This window comes from Streptomyces sp. JB150 (assembly GCF_011193355.1).
Lineage (GTDB): Bacteria > Actinomycetota > Actinomycetes > Streptomycetales > Streptomycetaceae > Streptomyces.
Window position 1 is genome coordinate 3,249,002 of record NZ_CP049780.1, and the last position, 20,492, is coordinate 3,269,493.

Genomic DNA, 20,492 nt, shown 5'->3' on the forward strand with positions numbered 1-20,492 from the left:
GGAGGCCTGGAGCGTCAGGAGACCAGTTCCCGTTCGGCCGCCTTCTCGGGCGAGGCGCTCCCGGTCGCCGCCGGCGCCGCACCCTCCACGTGCTGCGCCGGGCGCTTCGGCAGCGCGGTCATCAGCAGGAAGATCACGGCCAGCACGCCGGCCACCCAGCCGAGGGCGTGCTGGAAGGCGTTCACGAAGGCCGGACCCGTCCCGGCCGGGGTCAGGTGCTCGTCGATCACGCCGTAGAAGACCACGGACACCAGGCCGAGCCCGAGTGCGTTGCCCATCTGCTGCACGGTGTTGATGAGCCCGGACGCCGAACCCGCGTGCTCGCGCGGCACCTCCGACAGCACCGCGTCGGTCAGCGGGGCGACGATCAGCCCCATCCCGACGCCCATCACGACCAGCGGCAGCGCCATCTGCCAGGGGGCGATGGACAGGCCGTAGCGGTCGCACTCCCAGAGGTAGAGCAGCACGCCCGCCGCCATGATCAGCGCGCCCGCCTGGAGGACCTTGCGGCCGAAGCGCGGGACCAGCTTCTGCACGGACAGCCCGGCCGCCACGGAGACGGCGACGGAGAACGGCACACCGGTCAGACCCGCCTTCAACTCGCCCCAGCCCAGACCGATCTGCAGATACAGCGTCCACACCAGGAAGAAGATGCCGAGCGCCACCCCGAACACGGTCTGCACGGCGATGCCCGCCGCGAAGCTCTTCACCCGGAACAGGGACAGTTCCACCAGCGGGGAGCCGTCGCGGGCGGCCTTGCGCCGCTCGTACGCCACCAGCGCCGCGAAGACGACGAACGCGCCGGCCATGGACAGATGGCCCCACAACGGCCAGCCCAGCTCGCGGCCACGGGTCAACGGGTAGAGCAGCATCAGCAGGCCCAGCGTCACCAGCGCGACACCGGCCAGGTCCAGCTTGAGGGCGCGCGGCGCCTTGGACTCGGTGATGAAACGGCCGCCCAGGATCAGGCCCGCGAGGCCGACCGGCAGGTTGATGAGGAAGATGGGGCGCCATTCGAGCCCGAACAGGTTCCACTCCGTCAGCAGCGCGCCCAGCAGCGGCCCGGAGACCGCGCCGAGCCCGACGACCGCGCCGAACAGCCCGAAGACCTTGCCCCGTTCGTGCGCCGGGAAGGTGGCGTGCACGATCGACAGCACCTGAGGCACCATCAGCGCGGCCATGGCGCCCTGCAGGACGCGCGCGGCGACCAGCATCTCCGGGTTCGCGGCGAGTCCGCACAGCGCGGAGGCGACGGTGAAGCCGCCGATGCCGATGAGGAACACCCGCTTACGGCCGTGGATGTCGCCGAGACGGCCACCGGTGATCAGGCCGGCGGCGAAGGCGAGGGCGTAACCGGCGGTGATCCACTGGATCTGGGCGACGGACGCGCCCGCCTCCCGCTGGATGGACGGGATGGCGATGTTGACGATCGTGACGTCGACGAGGTCCATGAAGGCCGCCGTCATCACGATGGCCAGCGCGAACCAGCGGCGCCGGTCGGGCCCGGTGCTCCCGGTGGAGCCGGTGCTCCCTATGGATCCGGCGGTGTCCTTGGAGTCGATGGGTCCCGTGGGATCGATGGTTCCAGTGATGGTTCCAGTGGGATCGCTGGTTCTCGTGGAGTCGGTGGTTCTGGTGGAGTCGCTGGAGGTCATGACGCGAAACTAGGCCCCGAGTAGGTCAGGTCGTGTCCTAGTTCTCCGGCATCCTCGTCTCATGACGACGGACACCCCGGCCCGGCTGCTACAGCTCCTCTCCCTCCTCCAGACCCCGCGCGAGTGGCCCGGCGGCGAGCTGGCCGACCGGCTCGCGGTCTCCCGGCGCACGGTCCGGCGGGACATCGACCGGCTGCGCGAGCTGGGCTACCCCGTGCAGGCGACCAAGGGCTCCGACGGCGGCTACCGGCTGGTCGCGGGCAAGGCCATGCCGCCGCTCGTCCTCGACGACGAGGAGGCGGTGGCCATCGCGGTCGGCCTGCGGGCCGGCGCCGGACACGCCGTCGAGGGCGTGGACGAGGCGTCGGTACGGGCCCTGGCCAAGCTGGAGCAGGTGCTGCCGTCCCGGCTGCGCCACCGCGTCGCCACGCTCCAGGCCGCCACCACGCCCCTGACCAGCGGCGACGGTCCGAGCATCGCCCCCGAGACACTGACCGTCATGGCCTCGACGGTGGCCGGCCACGAGCGGCTGCGGTTCGCCTACCGCGCCAAGGACGGCACCGAGTCCCGCCGCCTCACCGAGCCGTACCGCCTGGTGTCGACCGGCCGCCGCTGGTACCTCGTCGCCTACGACCTCGACCGCGCGGACTGGCGTACCTTCCGCGTCGACCGGATCAGCGACCCCTTCGCCACCGGCGCCCGCTTCACCCCGCGCGAACTGCCCACGGGGAGCGCGGCGGAGTACCTCCGGCGGTCGATCGCCCGGCAGAGCGAGACGTACGACTTCACGGTCACCTTCGCGGCCCCCGCCCAGGCCGTCGGGGACCGCCTGCCGTCCTGGGTGGGCACGCCGGAACCCCTGGACGACGCCACCTGCCGCCTCCACGGCACGACCGGCGACCCGGTGGAGTGGCTGGCGGTACGCCTCGCCATGCTGGGCCACGAGTTCAGCGTCCAGGAGCCCGCGGAACTGGTGGAGTGCGTACGGGAGCTGGGGGGCCGGCTGACCCGGGCGGCGGGTGACTGAGACCCGGCCGGGCGGCCCGGACACCCCCTAGGGGGCGTGTCGCCCCTCCCACGGGAAGTCCCGCAGCGCCGCCAGGTTCCGCAGCGCCAGCGCGGCCGGACCCGCCGGGCCGGTCGGCGGAGCGTCACCCGCCGCCCAGTTCTCCACGGCCACGCGTACGGCGGCACTGGCGACGGCGGCGGCGAAGCGGGGGGCGGGGGCGCCTGGGGAAGGGGAGGGAGCGGCCGCGTCGGCCGCGTGTGCAGCGGCAGCCGTGTCGGCCGCGTGCGGCGCAGCGGTCCCGGCGAGCCCGTCGGGGGTGTGCTCGGCAACGTTGTCGGCGCTCGGGGTGGGGTCCGCGGCGGTCGCGGCGGCGGTCGCCGTGGTGGTCCGTGCCGCCAGGACCTCCGCCAGCGTGCCCTCCGCCTCCTGGCACACCTCGGCCCACACCTTCCGCAGCGCCGGGCTGGTGGTGGCCAGGCGGATGAGGGTGCGGACCCACTCCCAGGACGCGGCCGAGACCCCGGCGCCCGGGGACAGGGTGTGCCGGACGGCGTGTTCCAGGGCCTCGGGCACGGACAGGCCGGCCGGGGCCTCGCGCACCGCCTCGGCCCAGCGCTGGGCGCCGGCGGCGTAGAGCGGGGCGACGGCCTCTTCCTTGCCGGCGAAGTAGCGGTAGAAGGTGCGCGGTGCGATGCCCGCGGCCCGGGCGATGTCCTCGGCGCGGGTGGCGCGCAGGCCCTGACGGACGAACAGGCCGGCCGCCGCGCGGGCGATCTCCATCCGGGTGGCCGCCTTGCGCCGCTCGGTCAGCGAGGACGGCTGTGCTGGGGTGGTGCTGGTCACTACGGCAGGCTATGCCGTTGTGGCACAATCTGCCACCGGCGGTGGGCCACCCCGGGGTTCAGGTACGGGGTGCCCCGCCGCTCAGCCATGCCCGCGCGTGTGCGCGCCCGCACAGGCAGAAAAAGAGCCGGACTCCGACGCCCGGGGGAAGGCGCCGAAGCCCGGCTGGGAGAGTCCCGGCGCCGGGGGGAGTGCGTCGGGACGTGGCTTCATATGGGTGGTGTGGTGCGTGTGGGTGGAGTACCGAGGCCTCGCGGTGACCAAACTCCTGTACCCGGAAGTCTTGTTCCCGGCCGCTCACGGGTTGAAGCGACGTTACATCGCCACATTTGCGCGGGCTTTCGCCACCCGGCGCACGCGGCCCCCCGCCGGTCGTACGCCGTCCGGAGAGCCGTTCGCCCGGCCGTTCACGCCACGCGACCGCCCGCGCGGCCGTCCACGCGAGTGACGCCGGGCCGTGCTCGCGGCGGCCCGCGCGACTGTTCGCGCAGGCCGTCGCTCGCCCGAGGTCACGCCGCCGCGTCGAACCCCGTGTCCCGCGCCAGCTTCTTCAGCTCCAGCAGCGCGTGCTTCTCGATCTGCCGGATGCGCTCACGGGTCAGCCCGTGCTCCTTGCCGACCTCGGTCAGGGTGCGCTCGCGGCCGTCCTCGATGCCGTACCGCATCTTGATGATGGAGGCCGTGCGCTGGTCGAGGCGGCCGATCAGGTCGTCCAGCTCCTCGCTGCGCAGCAGGGTGAGCACCGACTGCTCGGGCGACACGGCGGAGGTGTCCTCCAGCAGGTCGCCGAACTGGGTCTCGCCCTCGTCGTCCACGGACATGTTCAGCGAGACCGGGTCGCGGGCCCAGTCGAGCACGTCCGTCACGCGCTCCGGCGTCGAGCCCAGCTCCGCGGCGATCTCGGCGGGCTCCGGGTCCCGGCCGTGCTCACGGTTGAACTCGCGCTGCACGCGGCGGATGCGGCCCAGCTCCTCCACGAGGTGGACGGGCAGGCGGATGGTGCGGGACTGGTCGGCTATGGAACGGGTGATGGCCTGACGGATCCACCAGGTCGCGTAGGTGGAGAACTTGAAGCCCTTGCGGTAGTCGAACTTCTCCACGGCGCGGACCAGGCCGGCGTTGCCCTCCTGGATCAGGTCCAGCAGCGGCAGGCCGCTGCGCGGATAGCGGCGGGCGACGGCGACGACGAGGCGCAGGTTGGAGCGGATGAAGACGTCCTTGGCCCGCTCCCCCTCGGCGACCAGGGCTTCCAGCTCCTCGCGGGAGGCCTCGGTCTTCGACTCCTCGTACCCGTCGAGGATCTGCTGTGCGAACACGCCCGCTTCGATGATCTGGGACAGCTCGACTTCCTTCGCGGCGTCGAGCAGCGGCGTCCGCGCGATCTCGTCCAGGTACATACCGACCAGGTCGCGGTCCGCGATCTCGCCGCCATGGGCGCGGACACTGCCTGCCGCGTCGACGGTGTCTCCCCCGGACCCGACAGCCTGGGTGGTACCCCCAGCCGCAGACGTACGACGGGCGACGGCACGGGTTGCCATGCGTGCTCCCTTGCGATGTGAGGTCAGCGGGCGTTCCTTCGGACGCTCGGCACTGGTGGTGGACTCTCGCTGCTGTTGCTCGATCCTCTGCCGAGTGCCCTGCATCCGATGGAAACAACGACTGGAATCCGGACAGAATTCCCAAGCCGACCCTCGATTTTTCTGATCATGCAGTACCCTGTGCCGCCGCACGTGCGCGACGGCACCGTCGCGACCCACGCAGACGCAGGTCAGAAGGGTCCTGAGGGCCGTACGCGCGTCCTGTCCCACCGCCCCCACCCCTCCACGGATGAGACGGCGGTCACATCGCCCTCACGAGGTCTTCACCCGAATAGACGAACCGCGCCGCCCGGAGGTTGCCGGGCTGAGCCGAACCGCACCGACCGCTCAGCCGAACTGCACCGACCGCTTCGCCAGACCCATCCAGAACCCGTCGATCACGGACTTCTGTTCCCCCAGCTCACCGACCGCGTCCGCGGCGCCCAGCGTCACGAACAGCGGGGCGAAGTGCTCGGTGCGCGGGTGGGCGTAGCGGCCCGCCGGGGCCTTGTTCGGGAAGTCCAGCAGGGCGTCGACGTCCCGCGACTCCAGCGCCCGCCGCCCCCAGTCGTCGAACTCGGCCGACCAGCCCGGCACGCCGGGCCCGGTGTGGCGCAGGGCGGCGAGGTTGTGGGTGAAGAAGCCGGAGCCGACGATCAGCACCCCCTCGTCGCGCAGCGGCGCGAGCCGCCGGCCGATCTCCATCAGGCGCACCGGGTCGAGGGTGGGCAGGGAGACCTGCAGGACGGGGATGTCGGCGTCCGGGTACATCTCGACGAGCGGGACGTACGCGCCGTGGTCGAGCCCCCGGTCCGGGATGTCCTGGACGGGCATGCCGGGGGCGCGCAGGAGCTTGCGCACGGACTCGGCGAGCGCGGGGGCGCCCGGCGCGTCGTAGCGGACCCGGTAGTAGTGCTCGGGGAAGCCCCAGAAGTCGTACACGAGGGGGACGGGCTCGGTGGCCGCGAGGGCGAGCGGGGCCTCCTCCCAGTGGGCGGAGACCATGAGGATCGCCCTGGGGCGCGGCAGTGCGGCCGACCAGGCGGCCAGCTCGCCGGGCCAGACCGGGTCGTCCGCGAGCGGCGGGGCGCCGTGGCTGAGGTAGAGCGCGGGCATGCGCTCCTGGGTGGTGGCGGCCATGTCCGGCGGCTCCTTCCGAAGCGGTAACTTTAAGTTTCAAGCTTTACGCTTCCACCGTACGCTTCGTTTGTTCAACGTTCAAGGACCGGCCTCGTACAGTGGTACTCATGAACACGGCAGCCGCACCCGACCCGGCGGAGCCCCGTTGGCTCACCGCCGAGGAACAGCTCGTCTGGCGCTCGTACATCGAGGCCGCCACCCTGCTGGAGGACCATCTCGACCGTCAGCTCCAGCGTGACGCGGGAATGCCGCACGTGTACTACGGCCTGCTGGTCAAGCTCGCCGAGTCGCCGCGCCGCCGGCTGCGCATGACCGAACTCGCCAAGCACGCCAAGATCACCCGCTCCCGGCTCTCGCACGCCGTCGCCCGCCTGGAGAAGAGCGGCTGGGTCCGCCGGGAGGACTGCCCCTCCGACAAGCGCGGCCAGTTCGCCGTCCTCACCGACGAGGGGATGGAGGTACTGCGCCGGTCCGCGCCGGGCCATGTCGCCGCCGTACGCCAGGCGGTCTTCGACCGGCTCACCCCGGAACAGCAGAAGTCCCTCGGCGAGATCATGCGGATCATCGCCGAGGGACTTCAGCCGGCCGAGGCGGGTGCGGATCTGCCCTGGCTCAGGTGAGCCGAGGGGGTGTCCGAGCCGGGGGCTCCTACCGAGCACGCTTCTGAGCCAGAAGGGCATGTGAGCCGAGGGGGTCAAACGAGCTGGACGAGGGCTGGCCAGCACCTCGTACCCGGCAGACCGTCCTGGGCCCGGCGGCCGGAGTGGGCCGCCGGGCCCGGGACGGTGGTCAGTGCGCGATCACCGGCACCGGCACCTCGTCCTCGGCCGTGGCGCCCGCGCCCGAGCCGGTGACCGTGGTGGTGCCCGGCCGCCCGGCGTTGACGAGGGTCAGGGCGATCGCCGCGGCGGCCACCAGGATGCCGACGGCGAACCAGATCGCGCTGGTGTAGCCCTGCACCATGGCCTCCAGCTGGACCAGCTGCTGCTGGGAGCGGGAGGTCGCCGAGCCGAGGTGGTCGGCGATGTACGACGTGGTGGCGGACGCGGCGATGGTGTTCAGCAGCGCCGTACCGATCGCGCCGCCCACCTGCTGCGAGGTGTTCACCATCGCGGAGGCCACGCCGGCGTCCCGCGCCTCGACGCCCTGCGTGGACAGGGACATCGCCGGCATGAACGCCGTACCCATGCCGAGGCCCAGCAGCAGCATCGCCGGCATCAGCAGGGCGGCGTAGGAGGAGTCGATCTCCATCTGCGTCAGCAGCAGCATGCCGACCGCGGCGACCAGGAAGCCGGGGCCCATGAGCAGGCGCGGCGCGACCCGGGTCATCAGGCGGGTGCCGATCTGGGTGGAGCCCGTGATCATGCCCGCGATCATCGGCAGGAAGGCGAAACCGGTCTTGACCGGCGAGTAGCCCTTCACGACCTGCAGGTAGTAGGTCAGGAAGAGGAACAGGCCGAACATCGCGATGATCGCGAGACCGAGGGAGAGGTAGACACCGCCGCGGTTGCGCTCGGTGATCACGCGCAGCGGCAGCAGCGGCGCCTTCACCTTCGCCTCGACCAGTACGAACGCGAGCAGCAGCACGGCCGAGCCGACGAACATGCCGATCGTGACGCTGTCGCTCCAGCCGTCGGACTCGGCGCGGGTGAAGCCGTAGACCAGCGCGACCAGGCCCAGCGTGGACAGCAGGACGCCCGGGATGTCGAGCGGGTTGCGGTTGCGGCCGCCCTCCGGCTCACGGATGACGAACCAGGCACCGGCCGCGGCGACCACCGCGAACGGGATGTTGACGAGAAACGTCCAGCGCCAGTCCAGGTACTCGGTGAGGAACCCGCCGAGGATCAGACCGACGGCGCCACCGCCACCGGCGATCGCACCGTAGATGCCGAACGCCTTGGCGCGCTCCTTGGCGTCGGTGAACATCACCGCGAGCAGCGAGAGCGCGGCGGGCGCGAGCAGGGCGCCGAAGACACCCTGGAGGGCGCGGGCGCCGAACATCATCGCCTCGTTGGTGGCGGCACCGCCCAGCGCGGAGGCCACCGCGAAGCCGGCCAGACCGACGACGAAGGCGCGCTTACGGCCCCACAGGTCCGCGATCCGGCCGCCGAACAGCAGCAGACCGCCGAAGGCGAGGGCGTACGCCGTGACCACCCACTGGCGGTTGCCGTCCGATATGCCCAGGTCCTGCTGGGCGGAGGGCAGGGCGATGTTCACGATGGTCGCGTCGAGCACGACCATCAGCTGGGCGAGCGCGATGAAGATGAGCGCTCTCCAGCGCCCGGGATCGGGCGCGGGAACGGGTGTGGCGGAAGCCTTGGCGGCTGTCTGAGACATGGAGGTACCCACTTCGGAACTTCGTGACGGTGAAGAGGCTGGTGAGAAAACTGGTGAGAAAGGCTGTCGGGAAGGGAAAGAAGGCGGACCCGGGAGCCGGCCGGAGAAGGAACGGCCATGACCTGGGAACGGTCAACGGTCGACCGCCCGCGCCCAGGGCCTAGGAACGACGCGTCACCATCGACGGCCGTATGAACGAGAGAACTGCTCTGTCTGATCCATCGGAGCTGTGCGTGTCGCTGTGCGGAGCACTGTGAATGTCACTGCGCGTAGCACTGTGGGTGTCGCTGTGGGTGTCGCTGTGCGTGTCAGGGCCGGCGCAAGTCCTCCAGGGCCACGGCCCTACCCGGGAGGGTGGAGGGGGCCGGAGCCCGCAGCCCGTCCAGGTACAGCTGGAGATGACGGTGGACGAAGCGGTCGGCGCTCATGCAGGCGGTACCGGCCGGGGGCCGGCTGAGCTGGGCGACGCCGAGCATGAGGTCGCCGACGCCGACGTCGGGACGGACCTGCCCCGCCGCCTTGGCGCGGTCCATGACCTCTCCGACCAGCCTCTCGAACCGCAGCCGCGCGGCCTCCAGGTCCGGGTGGTGCTGGTCGAACGTGCTGCTGACCATGGGGCACAGGGCGCTGATCCGCTCGTCGGCGGCGGCGTGCGCGATGCGCTCCAGGGCCGTGAAGGCGTCCCCGGTCTCCGCGAGCGCCCGCTCGGCCGCCTGCACCGTACGGTCGATGACCGCGCAGACGACCTCGCGGACCAGCGCGTCGCGGTCCGGGAAGTTGCGGTACACCGTGGCGTTGCCGACACCGGCGCGGCGGGCGATCTCGTCGAGCGGCACGTCCGGGCCGAACTCGACGAACATCTCCCGGGCGGCGGTGACGATCCGCTCCCGGTTGCGCAGGGCGTCGGCGCGCGGCCGGGTCGCCTTGCGGCGCGCGGGGGTGGCGGTCTGCACGGCGTACTCCAAGAAAGTGATGTGACTTTGGCTGTGCGTGTGGCTGAGGTGATCCGGGGAGCGAGTCCCCGTTTCGCCCGTACGCAGGGTTAAACGGGGAGGGGTTCCCCGGTTATTTCCGACCGAGCCCAAAAACTCGATGTGACCTGAATCACGCACCTACGCGCGGGAAACCCACGATCGGCTCCGCCAGCGCGCGCCCGCGCCGCGCCCGGCCGAGGGTGATCGCGAGGGTGCAGCCGGAGAACGGTGGCTGCCTGGAGCGAAAGGTCCATGCATGCAGCCGCAGCCGCCCAGCCGTCGGATACGCCCGGCAGGACCCGGCGCCTTCCTCGACGGCCGAGCACGGCCGGACGGCGGCGAGCGGGCGGCGCCGCAGGGGAGCGAACGGGCGGCATCGCACGGCAGCGAGCGGGCGGCCGGGCACGGCAGCGAGCGGGCGGCCGGGCACGGCAGCGACGGTTCACGACACCGCGACGGCGACGGCGACCGACCACGACGTGGCGGGCGCATCACCGGCAGCGGCCGCATAAGTCCCCTCAGACGCACCGCGGCCCTCGCGGCGGTGACCGCGCTCACGGCGGCGCTCTGCACCTCCGCGGCCGGCGGACACCTCACCGACGGCCCGGCGACGGCCGGCCCCCGCCCGGCCACCGCGGCCGAGTCCTCGGCCCTGGCCCCCTGCATGATCCGCAGCGACCGGGACGTCCAGATGTCGGAGGGCATCCCCACCCCCAGCGGCTACTCCCCCTCCACCGGCACGGTCCGCGCCCTGACCCTGATGATCGACTTCGCGGACGCGCCGGGCAGCGGCAGGGCGCTGGACCGCTACCGCGAGTTCTTCCCGCAGACCCGCGAGTGGTTCCGCACCAGCTCCTACGGCCGCCTGGACTACCGCCCGGACGCCCCCATCCGCGAGTGGCTGCGGATGCCGCGGACCTTCGAGGAGTACGGCATAGAACGCGGCGCCCCGTTCGACCCCGGCTACCGCAAGCTGGTGCAGGACATCGTCGCCGCGGCCGATCCCAAGGTGGACTTCCGCTCGTACGACCTCCTGAACGTGCTGGTGACGCCGAACGCGGGCCCGTCCGCGCTGGACACGGTCCTGTCGGTGACGTTCGCCGGCAACGCGGAGGCGCCCACGGCGGACGGGGTGCCGGTCGCGAACGCGTCCTTCGTCTACTCCCGCCAGGACGACGGCTCCGGCACCTACGCGCGCACCGGCTACCGCGTCCTGCCGCACGAGAACGGGCACGTCTTCGGGCTGCCCGACCTGTACACCCAGGAGGGCGGCGGAGCCGTCGGCCACTGGGACATCATGAGCGAGGACTGGGGCGCCAACAACGATCTGCTCGGCTGGCACAAGTGGAAGCTGGGCTGGCTGGACGCGGTGCAGGTCTCCTGCGCCGCCCGCCCCGGCACCACCGAGCACACCCTCACCCCGCTCGCCCGCCCCGGCGGCCCGAAACTCGTCTTCGTCCCCCTCGACCGCCGCACCGGCTACGCCGTCGAACTGCGCACCCGCGAGGGCAACGACGAGGCGGTGTGCCGCCCCGGCATCCTCATCTACAAGGTCGACGCGACGGTGGACACCGGCCAGGGCCCGGTCACCGTCTACGACTCCCACCGCGACAGCGGCGGCTGCACCCGCAGCCCCAACGTCCACGCCGAACTCTCCGACGCTCCCTTCTCCCCCGGCGACACCTTCAAGGACCCGAGGCACGGCATCCGTATCTCGGTGGTGTCGGCGGACGAGGACGACGACCAGCACACCATCAGAGTCACCAGAAGCTGACACCCCGCTCCCCCCACCCCCTGATCCGCCACCCGCTACACTGGCCGCGGTGACGCAGGCCCCACGGCCCGCCCACCCCACTGCCTTCGTAGCTCAGGGGATAGAGCACCGCTCTCCTAAAGCGGGTGTCGCAGGTTCGAATCCTGCCGGGGGCACCAGCCGAAACGGCCCGGACCGATCATGGTCCGGGCCGTTTTGACGGCACCATTTGACGGCAGTCGCCTCTCAGGCGGCGGGGCGGCGTCGCCTGAGCAGGCGGTCCATGTGGCTGATCGCCTCCCGCTGGGTGTCGTGCACGACGTGTGTGTTTACGTCCATCGTGATGCTGATCTGGCTGTGACCGAGGATCTCCATGATGACGCGCGGCGCGACGCCGGCCGCCGTCAACAGCGTGGCGCAGCCATGCCGGGCATCATGCAGCCGGACCACCCGCAGCCCGGCATCGGCAGCCACCCGCGTAAACGACCGGTAGACGTTCCGCGGCTCCACCGGCCGACCGTTGCGCGTGGCGAAGACGTAGCCCTTTTCGGACCACGCGACGCCGTGCGCGCGAACGTTTCCCGCTGCCGTAGCCGGTGCCAGCGAAGCGGCGCGATGCATAACGCGGGCATCGGGACCACCCGCTTGCGTCGGCTCTTGGGGTCGTCGTCGTACAGCGTGCCGCGCCGACGCTGCTTCTGCTGACGTACGTGCAAGACGCGGTTGTCCAGGTCCACATCCGACCAGCGCAGGCCCACCAGTTCACCGCGTCGTAGGCCCATTGCGATGGCCAGGACGAACACGGCATAGAGCGGGTCTCGGGTTGGGTCATGCTGGAGATCTCCAGTTCCTTGATGGGTTCTGGCTGGCAAGGGCGGCCCCGCGACTTTGGCGAGGCGGGAGTTCGGCGTCGATGGAGTACCCGGTGCCGGTGGCCCACTCCTCCTCCCCCCCCCCCGACCACCCGCACCCTGATCGAGCAGACGCGCCGGATGCGGTCGATCCACTCCGCGGCGATCTCCCGCCGCTCGGCGGACAGCTCCGCGACGATCTGCCGCTGCTCCGCCGCCAGGGTCTCCTCCTCCCGCGCCTCCTCGTACAGGGCGGTGGAGCGGGCGGCGGCGCCGATGCCCACCCCGATGGTGGCCAGCGAGCCCAGGGCGGCCCAGGTCAGGGAGCCGTGGGTGATGGCCCAGGTGGTCCACCCGGCCCCGATGAGCTAGGAGGCGGCGGACGGGGCGCCGGTCACGGGTCCGTGACCGGCCGCCCAGTCCAGCACCGGGCCACTGGACTGCTGCTTCGTGGCGGTGGTGGCCATGGCTTAGACGTTCCAGCCCTTCTCGGCCTCGTGGCCGTTGCGGGGGTCCTCGTGGCGGGCGATGTCCTGCGCGTGGGCCTGGCGGAACAGCGGGCCCATGTCCTCGGCGACGGCGACGGCGCTCATCAGGGCCCCGAAGATGTCGTTGAAGCCGTCCGCCACCTCCTCTCCAGCGGTAACTCCGAGTCGGAGCGCTCGGCCAGGATCTTCATCACGTTCGCCACCGACGTGAGCGCGGCCGGGAGCCCTTCAACCATGGCGAGGATCTCCATGGCGCTCTCGGGCTCGTACTGGCTGGCGGCCTGCTCCATCTCGGCGGCGGCCTCCTCGAACCGGAAACCGGACACGTGCTCTCCCTCGACCGACGGGTCATTCGTGCTGGTCGGAACGGTGGATGCGGGCCGCTCGACGCTGTCCGCGATGCCGTCCGTGCCGTCCTTCGCAGCCTCCGCATCACGGGCGGCACGCTGCTCGGCCGCCACACCGGCCAGGCGCCGGAACAGACGGCGGCCGGGGTGGATCAGCCACGGAACACCGAACTTCCGGCCGATCGGACTGGTGATCAGCCCGAGCCGACCGAGCGGCAGGGCGAGCAGGGCGGCGAGCAGGCGGCGGCCGTGGAAACGGGCCGCGGAGCGACGCAGCGCCTGCCGCGCCGCCTTGCGGACCGGCGCCTTGCGCACCTGGGCGCGCTGGGCTGCGACCTTGCCGGCCGCGGCGGCGTCTTGCTTGGCGCGGCTCTTGGCGATCGCAGCATCGCGGGCGGGGCGGGCCTTGCGGGCGGCGCCGCCCAGCAGACGCCCCGCACCGCTGCTGTGCTTGCCCGGACGGTTACTGCCGGCGGCGGCCTTGGCCTGGCGGCGGGCGCCGGCGACCGCGCGGCGGGCCGCCGTCGTCTGCGCCCGCTGCCCGGCACGCGACCCTGCCGCGGCCTGCTGCGCCGAGCGCAGCGCCCTGATCTGTTCGAGGCGGCCCGCGGCGCCGCCCGCCCGCTTGGTCAGGCTCTGACCCGGGCTTCTTGCCGGTCCTGCTGCTCGTCGGGGTACTGGCGTTGCGCACGGTCGGCCCGTGGCCGCGGCGCTGCTGGCCGGGCACACTGCCCAGCCGTCCAGCGGACCGGCCACCAGGACGACCGGCACGGCCACCCGATGAGCCGCTCGCGCTGCTGCGGCCGGAGGTGCCCCGACTGCTGCCCGCTGCCGCGCCGTTGCGGGTCAGGCCCGCGCCGTTGCGGGTCAGGCCCGCGCTGCGGGCGGCCGTGCAGCCGGCGGCACGGGCCGCGGCGCGCCGGGCCTGGCGACGCTCGTTGGGCTTGCGGGAGCGGCTGGCGGCGACCGTGCCGAGCACGACCGCACCCGTGGCGGCGACCATCGCCGCGAGCGGGCCGCCGGCCAGGGAGGCGGCGGCGACCATGCCCACGGTGCTGTTCGCCCCCGACAGGGCGAGCGGGACGACCGGCCAGCCGCCGGGCGTGTGCTCCACCTCGGCCGCCGGCTGGTCCGCGGCGGGCGGCGGGGGCGGTGCGGCGCCTGAACGGCTACCGGCTCGGTGCTGAGTTCCGTCATGCTGGGTGCACTCCTTCGCGGAGTAGGGCCCGGCCGGGTTGCTGTGGAAGGTGGCCGGCCGGGCCTGCCAACAGGGATCAGGCGGCGCGCTGCTCTTCGGGGAAGGCGCAAGCGGCGCACATGCCGAGAGCAGCGGGGATGACGTAGCCGGCATCCCGGCGGCACCGAGGGCAGGTGCGGCTGGTTCTGTTCACGAGTCCCGACGGCAAATGTGCACGACTTCGGGAGGCACCCCGTCCAGGCCGTGGTCGATGTTCACGAGAATGGGAGGCACCTCCTGGACCCTTCCGTCGGCCGGGTAGAGGCAGGCGTCGGCTGGGATGCGCGCAAACGTCAGCGCGCCCCATAGGGTGGCCTGATGTTCGACCGCTTGGAGATCAGGGTGTTGCCGCCGGGACCCCGGTTCAAAACTCAGGTGCGCTTCTGGGTCAACGGCGAGGACATCGTCAAAGAGGCGGTCGACGAGGGTGGCCGCGGACCGTACGCCGCCGATGTGCTGCCGGCGGGACGGCCCAGCCCGCTGCGGGCGACCGATGAGGCTCGCCGCCTGGAGCTGGGAGAACCCGAGTGCACCGGCGGGTGCTGCGGCTACCTGACCGTGGTCGTGCAGCGGTTCGGGGAGATCGTGCAGTGGTCGGACTGGGAGGTGCCGTGGGGGGCGGCGCACATGGACATGCCCTATCCCCCGCCGGAGCTCCACTTCGATGCGAGTCAGTACGACGCCGAAGTGGCTCGTGCTGAGACGGACCGCTGGTGGCAGGTGTACTCGTAAGCGAGTACGGCGCGGCCGTGCCCGGCCGCGGGCTCTCATTGGCCCCGCGTCCTCGTCAACGGGGAGCGCCTTTGAGTAGACACAGGTGCTGTCGAAACTCGTGAACAATCCGGTCATGCAGCGACCGCCAACCGCCTCCCGAAGCGATGTCGAAGTGCTGCCCGTTCTCGTGAACAGAGCCATGCGGCGGGCAGCGTTCGCCCTAGCCAGCGCCGCCCACTTCGCGGGCGTCATCGGCCGCACGGGCTTGGCCTGCTCGATCGAGTGCAGGTAGGCGACCAGCGGGCCGCGGCGGCGCGGCCGCTCGAGCCGGGCGGCCACGTCCTGCCCGCCGGGCCGCAGGCCGCGGGCGCGCAGTTGGCGGCGGGTGGCCAGACCGTCAGGGGCCAGCCGCCACCGGTAGACCGGGACGGCGGCCATCACACGGCCGCGGTGTCGACGGCCCGCAGCAGCGGGCGGGCCGGCTCCTCCTCGTCGCGAACGGCGAGGATCTGCTTGCGTCCCCACGACTCGCTCATGCCGAACGCTTCGCCCAGCGCACGCGCGCTGAGCGGGCGGCCCGCCTGTGCGGACTCTGCGTACGCACGGCGTGCGTCCTGCCGCATCCGGTCCAGCTCCGCTTCCTCGAACTGCGCTTGCCGCAGCGTCTCATCGGCCGTTTCGGTCTGGGGTGTGCGGGTGGCGTGCGGAGTGTGCGGGTCGGGCGTCCGCTCAGTGTCCGCACGGGGTGTGAGCAGCGCGGACGGCTCCGGGAGCGGGGAGGCAGGGGCGGTGTCTTCCGGAAGGCGATTGAGGCAGCTTCCCTCGCATTACCGTGAGGAGAATCAGCGTATCCGCAGGCAACAGTTCGGCTAACCACCGTTGCCGGTTGCCAAGTATGAAAGGCCCAAAGCCCCCGTCACAGCGGAGACACTGAGGTCGAGGTCTTCGCGTGTGTGCAGCCGCATGCCGCTCGAAACCCATGGCACGACTCCGCACCACAAACGCACCAGATCGAGCGGGACACAGCGGGGAATCACGGTGGAAGCGGCCAGGCCCGCCGAGACCGCTCATCAAGCCTCTGCCCAGGTCAGCGCTCGACCGGCCCCAAATGATCGCAGCTTTCCAAGCTGATGGCCTGCGCACCGTCGTCATCAGCTGGCTCGTTCGCGGGGTGCCGGACGAAACCGCAGCTCCGACCCCTTGGCTTGACGGCACTCTTTGACGGCAACAACAGCGGACGTTGCCGTACCAGGAGAACCGGCCTCGCACCAGTCGGAGCAGACGGAGAGGCCTCAGCCCTGGCCAGCAGATCGGCCGGATGATCTCCTAATGCGGTGGTCAGACCTACCTACGGCGCCGGACGTATCAGCCTGATCAGAAGCGACAGCAGGAACGCCCACACGGTCGTCGCTACGTCGTGGGGCCGCTACGCCATGGCCAGCGTGCAGGGACGGATACCCGGCAGCGGCGTGGCAGCCCTGCACTACAAGCGCTTTAGGTCGAGCCGTGTTCGGCGGCTAGCGCGTGTTTTGAAAGTCGGCTTTGTTCCTCGTCCCGTGCCGTGATGATTTCGGTGTGGGGCGAGGGGATCTTTCTGACGAGGTGGGCGGTGCTGGAGCTGTTGTTGCCGGTCGCGGCGTTGGGCCGGCCGTCGCTGGGTCGGCGGAAGCTGATGGACAGGATCCGGTGGCGGGTGCGGACTGGTGCTCCGTGGCGGGATCTGCCGTCGGAATACGGGCCGTGGCAGACGGTCTACGGACTCTTCCGCCGCTGGCAACGTGACGGCACCTGGCCTGTCCTGCTGACCGGACTGCAGGCCCGGGCGGATGCGGCAGGGCTGATCACGTGGGAGGTCAACGTCGACTCCACAATCTGCCGGGCCCATCAGCACGCCACAGGCGCCCGCCGCGACGGCCAGGCCCAGAAGGAACCGCCCGGCGGAACCCGCACGGAGCCCGACGACCACGGTCTGGGCCGATCCCGGGGAGGCTTCACCACCAAGATCCATCTGGCCTGGGAGCAAGGCCAACGGCCGCTGTCTTTGCTGGTCACCGCAGGTCAGCGTGGTGACAGTCCTCAGTTCGCCGCCGTCCGGAAGGCATCCGAGTTCCCCGCACCGGACCCGGCCGTCCCCGCGTCCGCCCACTGCGAGTTCGAGGCGACAAGGCGTACTCCTCCCGCGCCAACCGGGCCTACCTACGCAAGCGGGGAATCCGGTGCACGATTCCGGAGCCCGCCGACCAGGCAGCCAACCGCAAACGGCGCGGGAAGGCCGGCGGGCGGCCTCCGGCGTTCGACCGCGAGGACTACAAGGCTCGGCACGCGGTCGAATGCGGGATCAACCGGCTCAAGCGCAACCGGGCGGTCGCCACCCGGTTCGACAAACTCGCCGTCCGCTTCGAAGCCACCGTCCTGATCGCCGCGATCGGCGAATGGTTATGACCCGCCTGAGCCGTCAGTTCCACGTGCCATGCTGACCGCGACCAGGTGAACCGGGCGAGGGAGAGGCAACGATGGGGGCTCAGTACTACGGCGCCGACAGCGAGAACGGCGACCGCATCGACGACCCCTCCGAGGATGCGCTGTTCATGATGATCAGCGACCTCAACGACTCCGACAACACCTTCGTGGTCGTCCAGCCCGACGAGGACGATCCAGCGTGGTTCGCCTCAGTGGCCGTCCTGGACGAAGGCGGGTACGAGATCGTCCGCCGTGACACCTCCCGCAACGAGCACGAGGTCACCACGGCGACGAGCATCAACGACATCGCCCGCGACCTCACCATCTGGATGGCCGCCCGCGACTTCCCCGGACGGCCAACCAGACAGGTCACCGACTTCTAGAACACGACCTAACCAACGCCGCACGGACCCGCATCAATCGCTCGGAGCCTCGGCCCGCTACGCGTGAACCGCGTCCGGCAACACCTTCCGAAGCGCACTGCCCACTGCGGGCCCGGCCTCTGATACCTGACGCAGATCAGTACCTCTCAGGTAGCGATAGCTCTGCGGCGGATGGAAGGTCCCTGCAGCGCGCAGTGCACTGAGGGACACCGGCTCGTCGAAGGGCACGGGATCCTCCAAGGTCAGGCCGCTCGCCTGGGTAGCACCGTCCATGTAAGCGTCGTACTCGCGTCGAGTGATCCCTGTTTGGGCATGATGCGCCGACCAGACGTCCTTGGGGGAGCCCACATGGACCGAGGCGATGCGCGCCATGCCCACCAGAGCCATGGTGGGCGCGGTTGCGTACAGCAGAACCGGGGTTCCGGGCGGCGCGGCGACGCGCTGGCGGCGGACTTCCACCGTCTTACTGCCGGCCAGGATCGCGTTGGCGAAGCGCGGGTGGACGGACAGCAGCATCGCGCGTTCCGGATCGTTCACGTCGTTCGGTGCCCCTCTTGGTAGACCGCCTGGAACAGCTCGTTACTGATCTTCGACAGGGAGATCAGCGACAACGGTAGTCCCAGCTCCTTCGCCAGGGAGGTCAATCGCCGCAGCGTCACCGGCCTCGGGAAGATCTCGGTGTCCGAGAACCTGAGTGCCATGGCGCGACCTGAGGCGTCGGCGGCTTCTTGAACCTCAGCCCGACCATATACGCCCAGGTGTTCGAATTTCGAGAAGAGGGTGTCGGGTGTGTCGATGAGCACCTCGTCGAGTCGCGAACTGCCCACCACCATCTGTCCTTCGCTCGGGGAGTTGCCCTCGCTGACGTACCAGAGCAGGCGAGCCGGAACACTCTCTCCGCGGCGGCCCGAGGAGCGGTAGTAGACGTGCTCTCTGCTGATGCCCAGGACGTCACTGCGCGGAATGAGCATGGCGGGCACGTTGAACAGCTCGGTCGACCAACGCGGCTTGATGGGCACCAGGAAGGACGGCAGCTTCGAGTCGATGACCTTCGCCGGCCACCACGCACGCTCCACCACGGCAGCCACCTCGGCGGGCATGCCGGGGCGGAGCGCGGTCGTGTCGACAGTCAGCTCGCGGGCGAGCCCTCCGGCCACAGCCTCCACTTCAGCTGCCGTCCCGCACACATTCACGAGGAGAGCGACGAGCCTGCCGTCATGCTCGAAGAACCCATCGTCGCCGGCCGCGGACCTGGCGGCCTCGGAGGGATGCGGATCGCTGATGCGGATGATCTCTGCACCGCAGTCCCGGCCGAGCCGCTTGAGCAGAAAGAGGAGCTGCCGGGCCAAAGTCTGTTCCAGTGGGTGGCCGGCCGTGCGGAGGACGGGGACAATCAGAGTTCGTCCGTCCAGTGCCCATGTGTAGAGGGCGACCGGGTGGCCCTGACCATCGCGGAGCAGCTCGCGGCGCCATGCGACTGCGCCCTCGTTCAGCGACCGCAGCCGCTCGGCGAAGGCCGACCCGTCGTCGCCACCCGATTGGTGAAAGAAGGCGACCAGTTCATCCTCCGCACCTGGTGCCACCTCTCCGGACCGGAACTCCGTGCCCATCAGATCAGCCGGACGGTACACCTGGGCCTGCCGCAACTCGTCCACGTGCAGCGTCACGGTAGAAGGGGAGACGACCCGGACACGGGCGACCTCCCAGGCCACGTCGGTCAGGCGGGACAGCAGTGGATCACGGGTCGCCAGGACTTGCAGACCGGCGCACGACGTCTCGGCCACATACCGCAGGCGGACGCGAAGTCCAGCGTCGACGGTCAGGTCGGGCATGGCCTGTGTAGCGGCTTGGAGCAGTTCACGACTACGCTCGTCTACGGCCGCCAAGTCCGGGGAGAGCTTGCGCAGGCCGGTCAGCGCCGCCCGCTGGTGTTGACGTTCTGCCGTGTCCGGGAGATCCCGGATCTCATGTACCAGCTGAGGCGTGTAGGCGAGTTCGACGAGATCCGCCATCCAGCCTGCTTCCAGCGCGCGTGACTCCTCCGCGTCGGCCGTGTCAGCGAGGCCGCGCAGATCGGCGAACACTCCATGGTCGACGGTTACCACTAGGAGCGCGTCGCTCTCCATCTCCGTGAACAGGTCAGGATGGCCGAGGTCCAACCACCATCCGTCCAGGATCTCCCCGTCACGGCCCCGCCCGCGCACCTCGCCATCCGGGATGAAGCCAAGACTCCTCCACATCCCGCTCAGGTTGTAGTCCCGTCGGCACTTGGCCTTGATCCCGAGTCGCTGTGGGTACCGCTCTTTGACGCCCTCCACCAGCTGGCGGGCGATTCCCCGGCCACGCTGTTCCTCCGCCACACACAGGTGTGCGAGCCGAATACGCGCGCTCCTCTTCGGTAGTCCGAACAGCGCGTAGCCGAGCATCTCGTCCCCTTCAACGGCGGCCAGAAGGCCGCCGTCCTCCGCTGCCTTCCGGTAAGCGGGAGGTGTGAGAAGCCCCAGCGTCCTCGTGTAACGATCACCCAGAGCTACGGCCTTGTCGATCAGCTCGTCCTGCGCAGGCGAAACAGCCACCAACTTGATCGCCATCGCTCCCCCTCCAGTTGGGCCGGTGACTGCCGGCGCAACTCCCCTGTCATTACATACAGGGGAAGCTGATCTCATTCACCGCCGTCCCTCAAGGGGGCACAAGGGGCGCACGGTAATCCGGAGACCGTCAGAA

General features: G+C 70.8%; 16 protein-coding genes, 1 tRNA gene and 3 pseudogenes. 7 read left to right on the plus strand and 13 right to left on the minus strand.

Translation table 11 applies throughout. From position 1 onward, the window contains the following. Positions 1 to 14: 14 nt before the first annotated feature. The gene (locus G7Z13_RS15195; protein WP_240926493.1) at positions 15 to 1,466 is read right to left on the minus strand and encodes an MFS transporter; all 1,452 of its coding nucleotides are present in this window, start codon (positions 1,464 to 1,466) and stop codon (positions 15 to 17) included. A gap of 250 nt (positions 1,467 to 1,716) precedes the next feature. Here G7Z13_RS15195 and G7Z13_RS15200 point away from each other — a divergent pair, with 250 nt between their 5' ends. Next, positions 1,717 to 2,682, plus strand: coding sequence for a YafY family protein (locus tag G7Z13_RS15200; protein ID WP_165999688.1), 966 nt, complete (start codon positions 1,717 to 1,719; stop codon positions 2,680 to 2,682). Positions 2,683 to 2,709: 27 nt separating this feature from the next. On the opposite strand, the gene G7Z13_RS15205 is transcribed toward G7Z13_RS15200, so the two are convergent. From G7Z13_RS15205 to G7Z13_RS15215, 3 genes are all read right to left on the minus strand, one after another. Beyond that, positions 2,710 to 3,444 (minus strand): TetR family transcriptional regulator, encoded by a 735-nt coding sequence (locus tag G7Z13_RS15205; protein WP_166004970.1) that lies wholly within the window; start codon positions 3,442 to 3,444, stop codon positions 2,710 to 2,712. A gap of 572 nt (positions 3,445 to 4,016) precedes the next feature. Further along, positions 4,017 to 5,045, minus strand: a complete 1,029-nt coding sequence (locus G7Z13_RS15210; protein WP_165999690.1) for a sigma-70 family RNA polymerase sigma factor — start codon at positions 5,043 to 5,045, stop codon at positions 4,017 to 4,019. Positions 5,046 to 5,432: 387 nt separating this feature from the next. Further along, positions 5,433 to 6,224, minus strand: a complete 792-nt coding sequence (locus G7Z13_RS15215; RefSeq protein ID WP_165999692.1) for a class III extradiol ring-cleavage dioxygenase — start codon at positions 6,222 to 6,224, stop codon at positions 5,433 to 5,435. A 107-nt stretch (positions 6,225 to 6,331) separates the two neighbouring features. Between G7Z13_RS15215 and G7Z13_RS15220 the strand changes: the two genes are divergently transcribed. Next, positions 6,332 to 6,844: a MarR family transcriptional regulator gene (locus tag G7Z13_RS15220; RefSeq protein ID WP_165999694.1), complete on the plus strand. Its 513-nt coding sequence runs from the start codon at positions 6,332 to 6,334 to the stop codon at positions 6,842 to 6,844. A 169-nt stretch (positions 6,845 to 7,013) separates the two neighbouring features. On the opposite strand, the gene G7Z13_RS15225 is transcribed toward G7Z13_RS15220, so the two are convergent. Both G7Z13_RS15225 and G7Z13_RS15230 read right to left on the minus strand, forming a co-directional pair. Further along, positions 7,014 to 8,561 carry an MFS transporter gene (locus tag G7Z13_RS15225; RefSeq protein WP_165999696.1) on the minus strand — a complete coding sequence of 516 codons (1,548 nt, stop codon included), beginning with the start codon at positions 8,559 to 8,561 and terminating at the stop codon, positions 7,014 to 7,016. A gap of 308 nt (positions 8,562 to 8,869) precedes the next feature. After that, the gene (locus G7Z13_RS15230) at positions 8,870 to 9,514 is read right to left on the minus strand and encodes a TetR/AcrR family transcriptional regulator (RefSeq protein ID WP_165999698.1); all 645 of its coding nucleotides are present in this window, start codon (positions 9,512 to 9,514) and stop codon (positions 8,870 to 8,872) included. Between the two features lie 277 nt (positions 9,515 to 9,791). On the opposite strand from G7Z13_RS15230, the gene G7Z13_RS15235 reads away from it, so the two are divergent. After that, complete coding sequence (locus G7Z13_RS15235) at positions 9,792 to 11,309, plus strand: M6 family metalloprotease domain-containing protein (RefSeq protein ID WP_240926219.1); 1,518 nt, start codon at positions 9,792 to 9,794, stop codon at positions 11,307 to 11,309. 82 nt (positions 11,310 to 11,391) lie between these two features. Further along, a tRNA-Arg gene (locus G7Z13_RS15240) sits at positions 11,392 to 11,467 on the plus strand. A 67-nt stretch (positions 11,468 to 11,534) separates the two neighbouring features. Here the strand turns inward: G7Z13_RS15240 and G7Z13_RS15245 are convergent. The 4 genes and pseudogenes from G7Z13_RS15245 to G7Z13_RS15255 form a co-directional block, all read right to left on the minus strand. Beyond that, positions 11,535 to 12,109, minus strand: a pseudogene (locus G7Z13_RS15245) (site-specific integrase); the annotation flags it as partial. Between the two features lie 76 nt (positions 12,110 to 12,185). Then, a pseudogene (locus G7Z13_RS15250) lies at positions 12,186 to 12,606 on the minus strand (hypothetical protein); the annotation flags it as partial. 3 nt (positions 12,607 to 12,609) lie between these two features. Beyond that, complete coding sequence (locus G7Z13_RS34095; protein WP_277347400.1) at positions 12,610 to 12,732, minus strand: hypothetical protein; 123 nt, start codon at positions 12,730 to 12,732, stop codon at positions 12,610 to 12,612. Further along, positions 12,732 to 13,751, minus strand: coding sequence for a hypothetical protein (locus tag G7Z13_RS15255; RefSeq protein ID WP_240926220.1), 1,020 nt, complete (start codon positions 13,749 to 13,751; stop codon positions 12,732 to 12,734). Before G7Z13_RS15255 ends, G7Z13_RS34095 begins: the two co-directional genes overlap by 1 nt. A 778-nt stretch (positions 13,752 to 14,529) precedes the next feature. On the opposite strand from G7Z13_RS15255, the gene G7Z13_RS15260 reads away from it, so the two are divergent. Beyond that, positions 14,530 to 14,943, plus strand: a complete 414-nt coding sequence (locus tag G7Z13_RS15260; protein WP_165999700.1) for a hypothetical protein — start codon at positions 14,530 to 14,532, stop codon at positions 14,941 to 14,943. 183 nt (positions 14,944 to 15,126) lie between these two features. On the opposite strand, the pseudogene G7Z13_RS33670 reads toward G7Z13_RS15260, so the two are convergent. Next, positions 15,127 to 15,363: pseudogene (locus tag G7Z13_RS33670) on the minus strand (RRQRL motif-containing zinc-binding protein); the annotation flags it as partial. 1,126 nt (positions 15,364 to 16,489) lie between these two features. Here G7Z13_RS33670 and G7Z13_RS15270 point away from each other — a divergent pair. Further along, positions 16,490 to 17,367, plus strand: a protein-coding gene (locus G7Z13_RS15270) for an IS5 family transposase (protein ID WP_240926221.1) whose coding sequence is annotated in 2 segments (ribosomal slippage) — positions 16,490 to 17,024 and positions 17,024 to 17,367 — 879 coding nt in all. Because the reading frame shifts where the segments join, the coding sequence is not laid out codon by codon here. 71 nt (positions 17,368 to 17,438) lie between these two features. Then, positions 17,439 to 17,768, plus strand: coding sequence for a hypothetical protein (locus G7Z13_RS15275; protein ID WP_165999702.1), 330 nt, complete (start codon positions 17,439 to 17,441; stop codon positions 17,766 to 17,768). Positions 17,769 to 17,825: 57 nt separating this feature from the next. Here the strand turns inward: G7Z13_RS15275 and G7Z13_RS15280 are convergent, their stop codons facing one another. Together G7Z13_RS15280 and G7Z13_RS15285 are read right to left on the minus strand one after the other, a co-directional pair. Next, positions 17,826 to 18,305, minus strand: coding sequence for an ASCH domain-containing protein (locus G7Z13_RS15280; protein ID WP_229830236.1), 480 nt, complete (start codon positions 18,303 to 18,305; stop codon positions 17,826 to 17,828). Next, positions 18,302 to 20,359, minus strand: coding sequence for a GNAT family N-acetyltransferase (locus tag G7Z13_RS15285; RefSeq protein WP_165999703.1), 2,058 nt, complete (start codon positions 20,357 to 20,359; stop codon positions 18,302 to 18,304). The genes G7Z13_RS15280 and G7Z13_RS15285 overlap by 4 nt, the downstream gene beginning before the upstream one ends. Between the last annotated feature and the right edge of the window lie 133 nt (positions 20,360 to 20,492).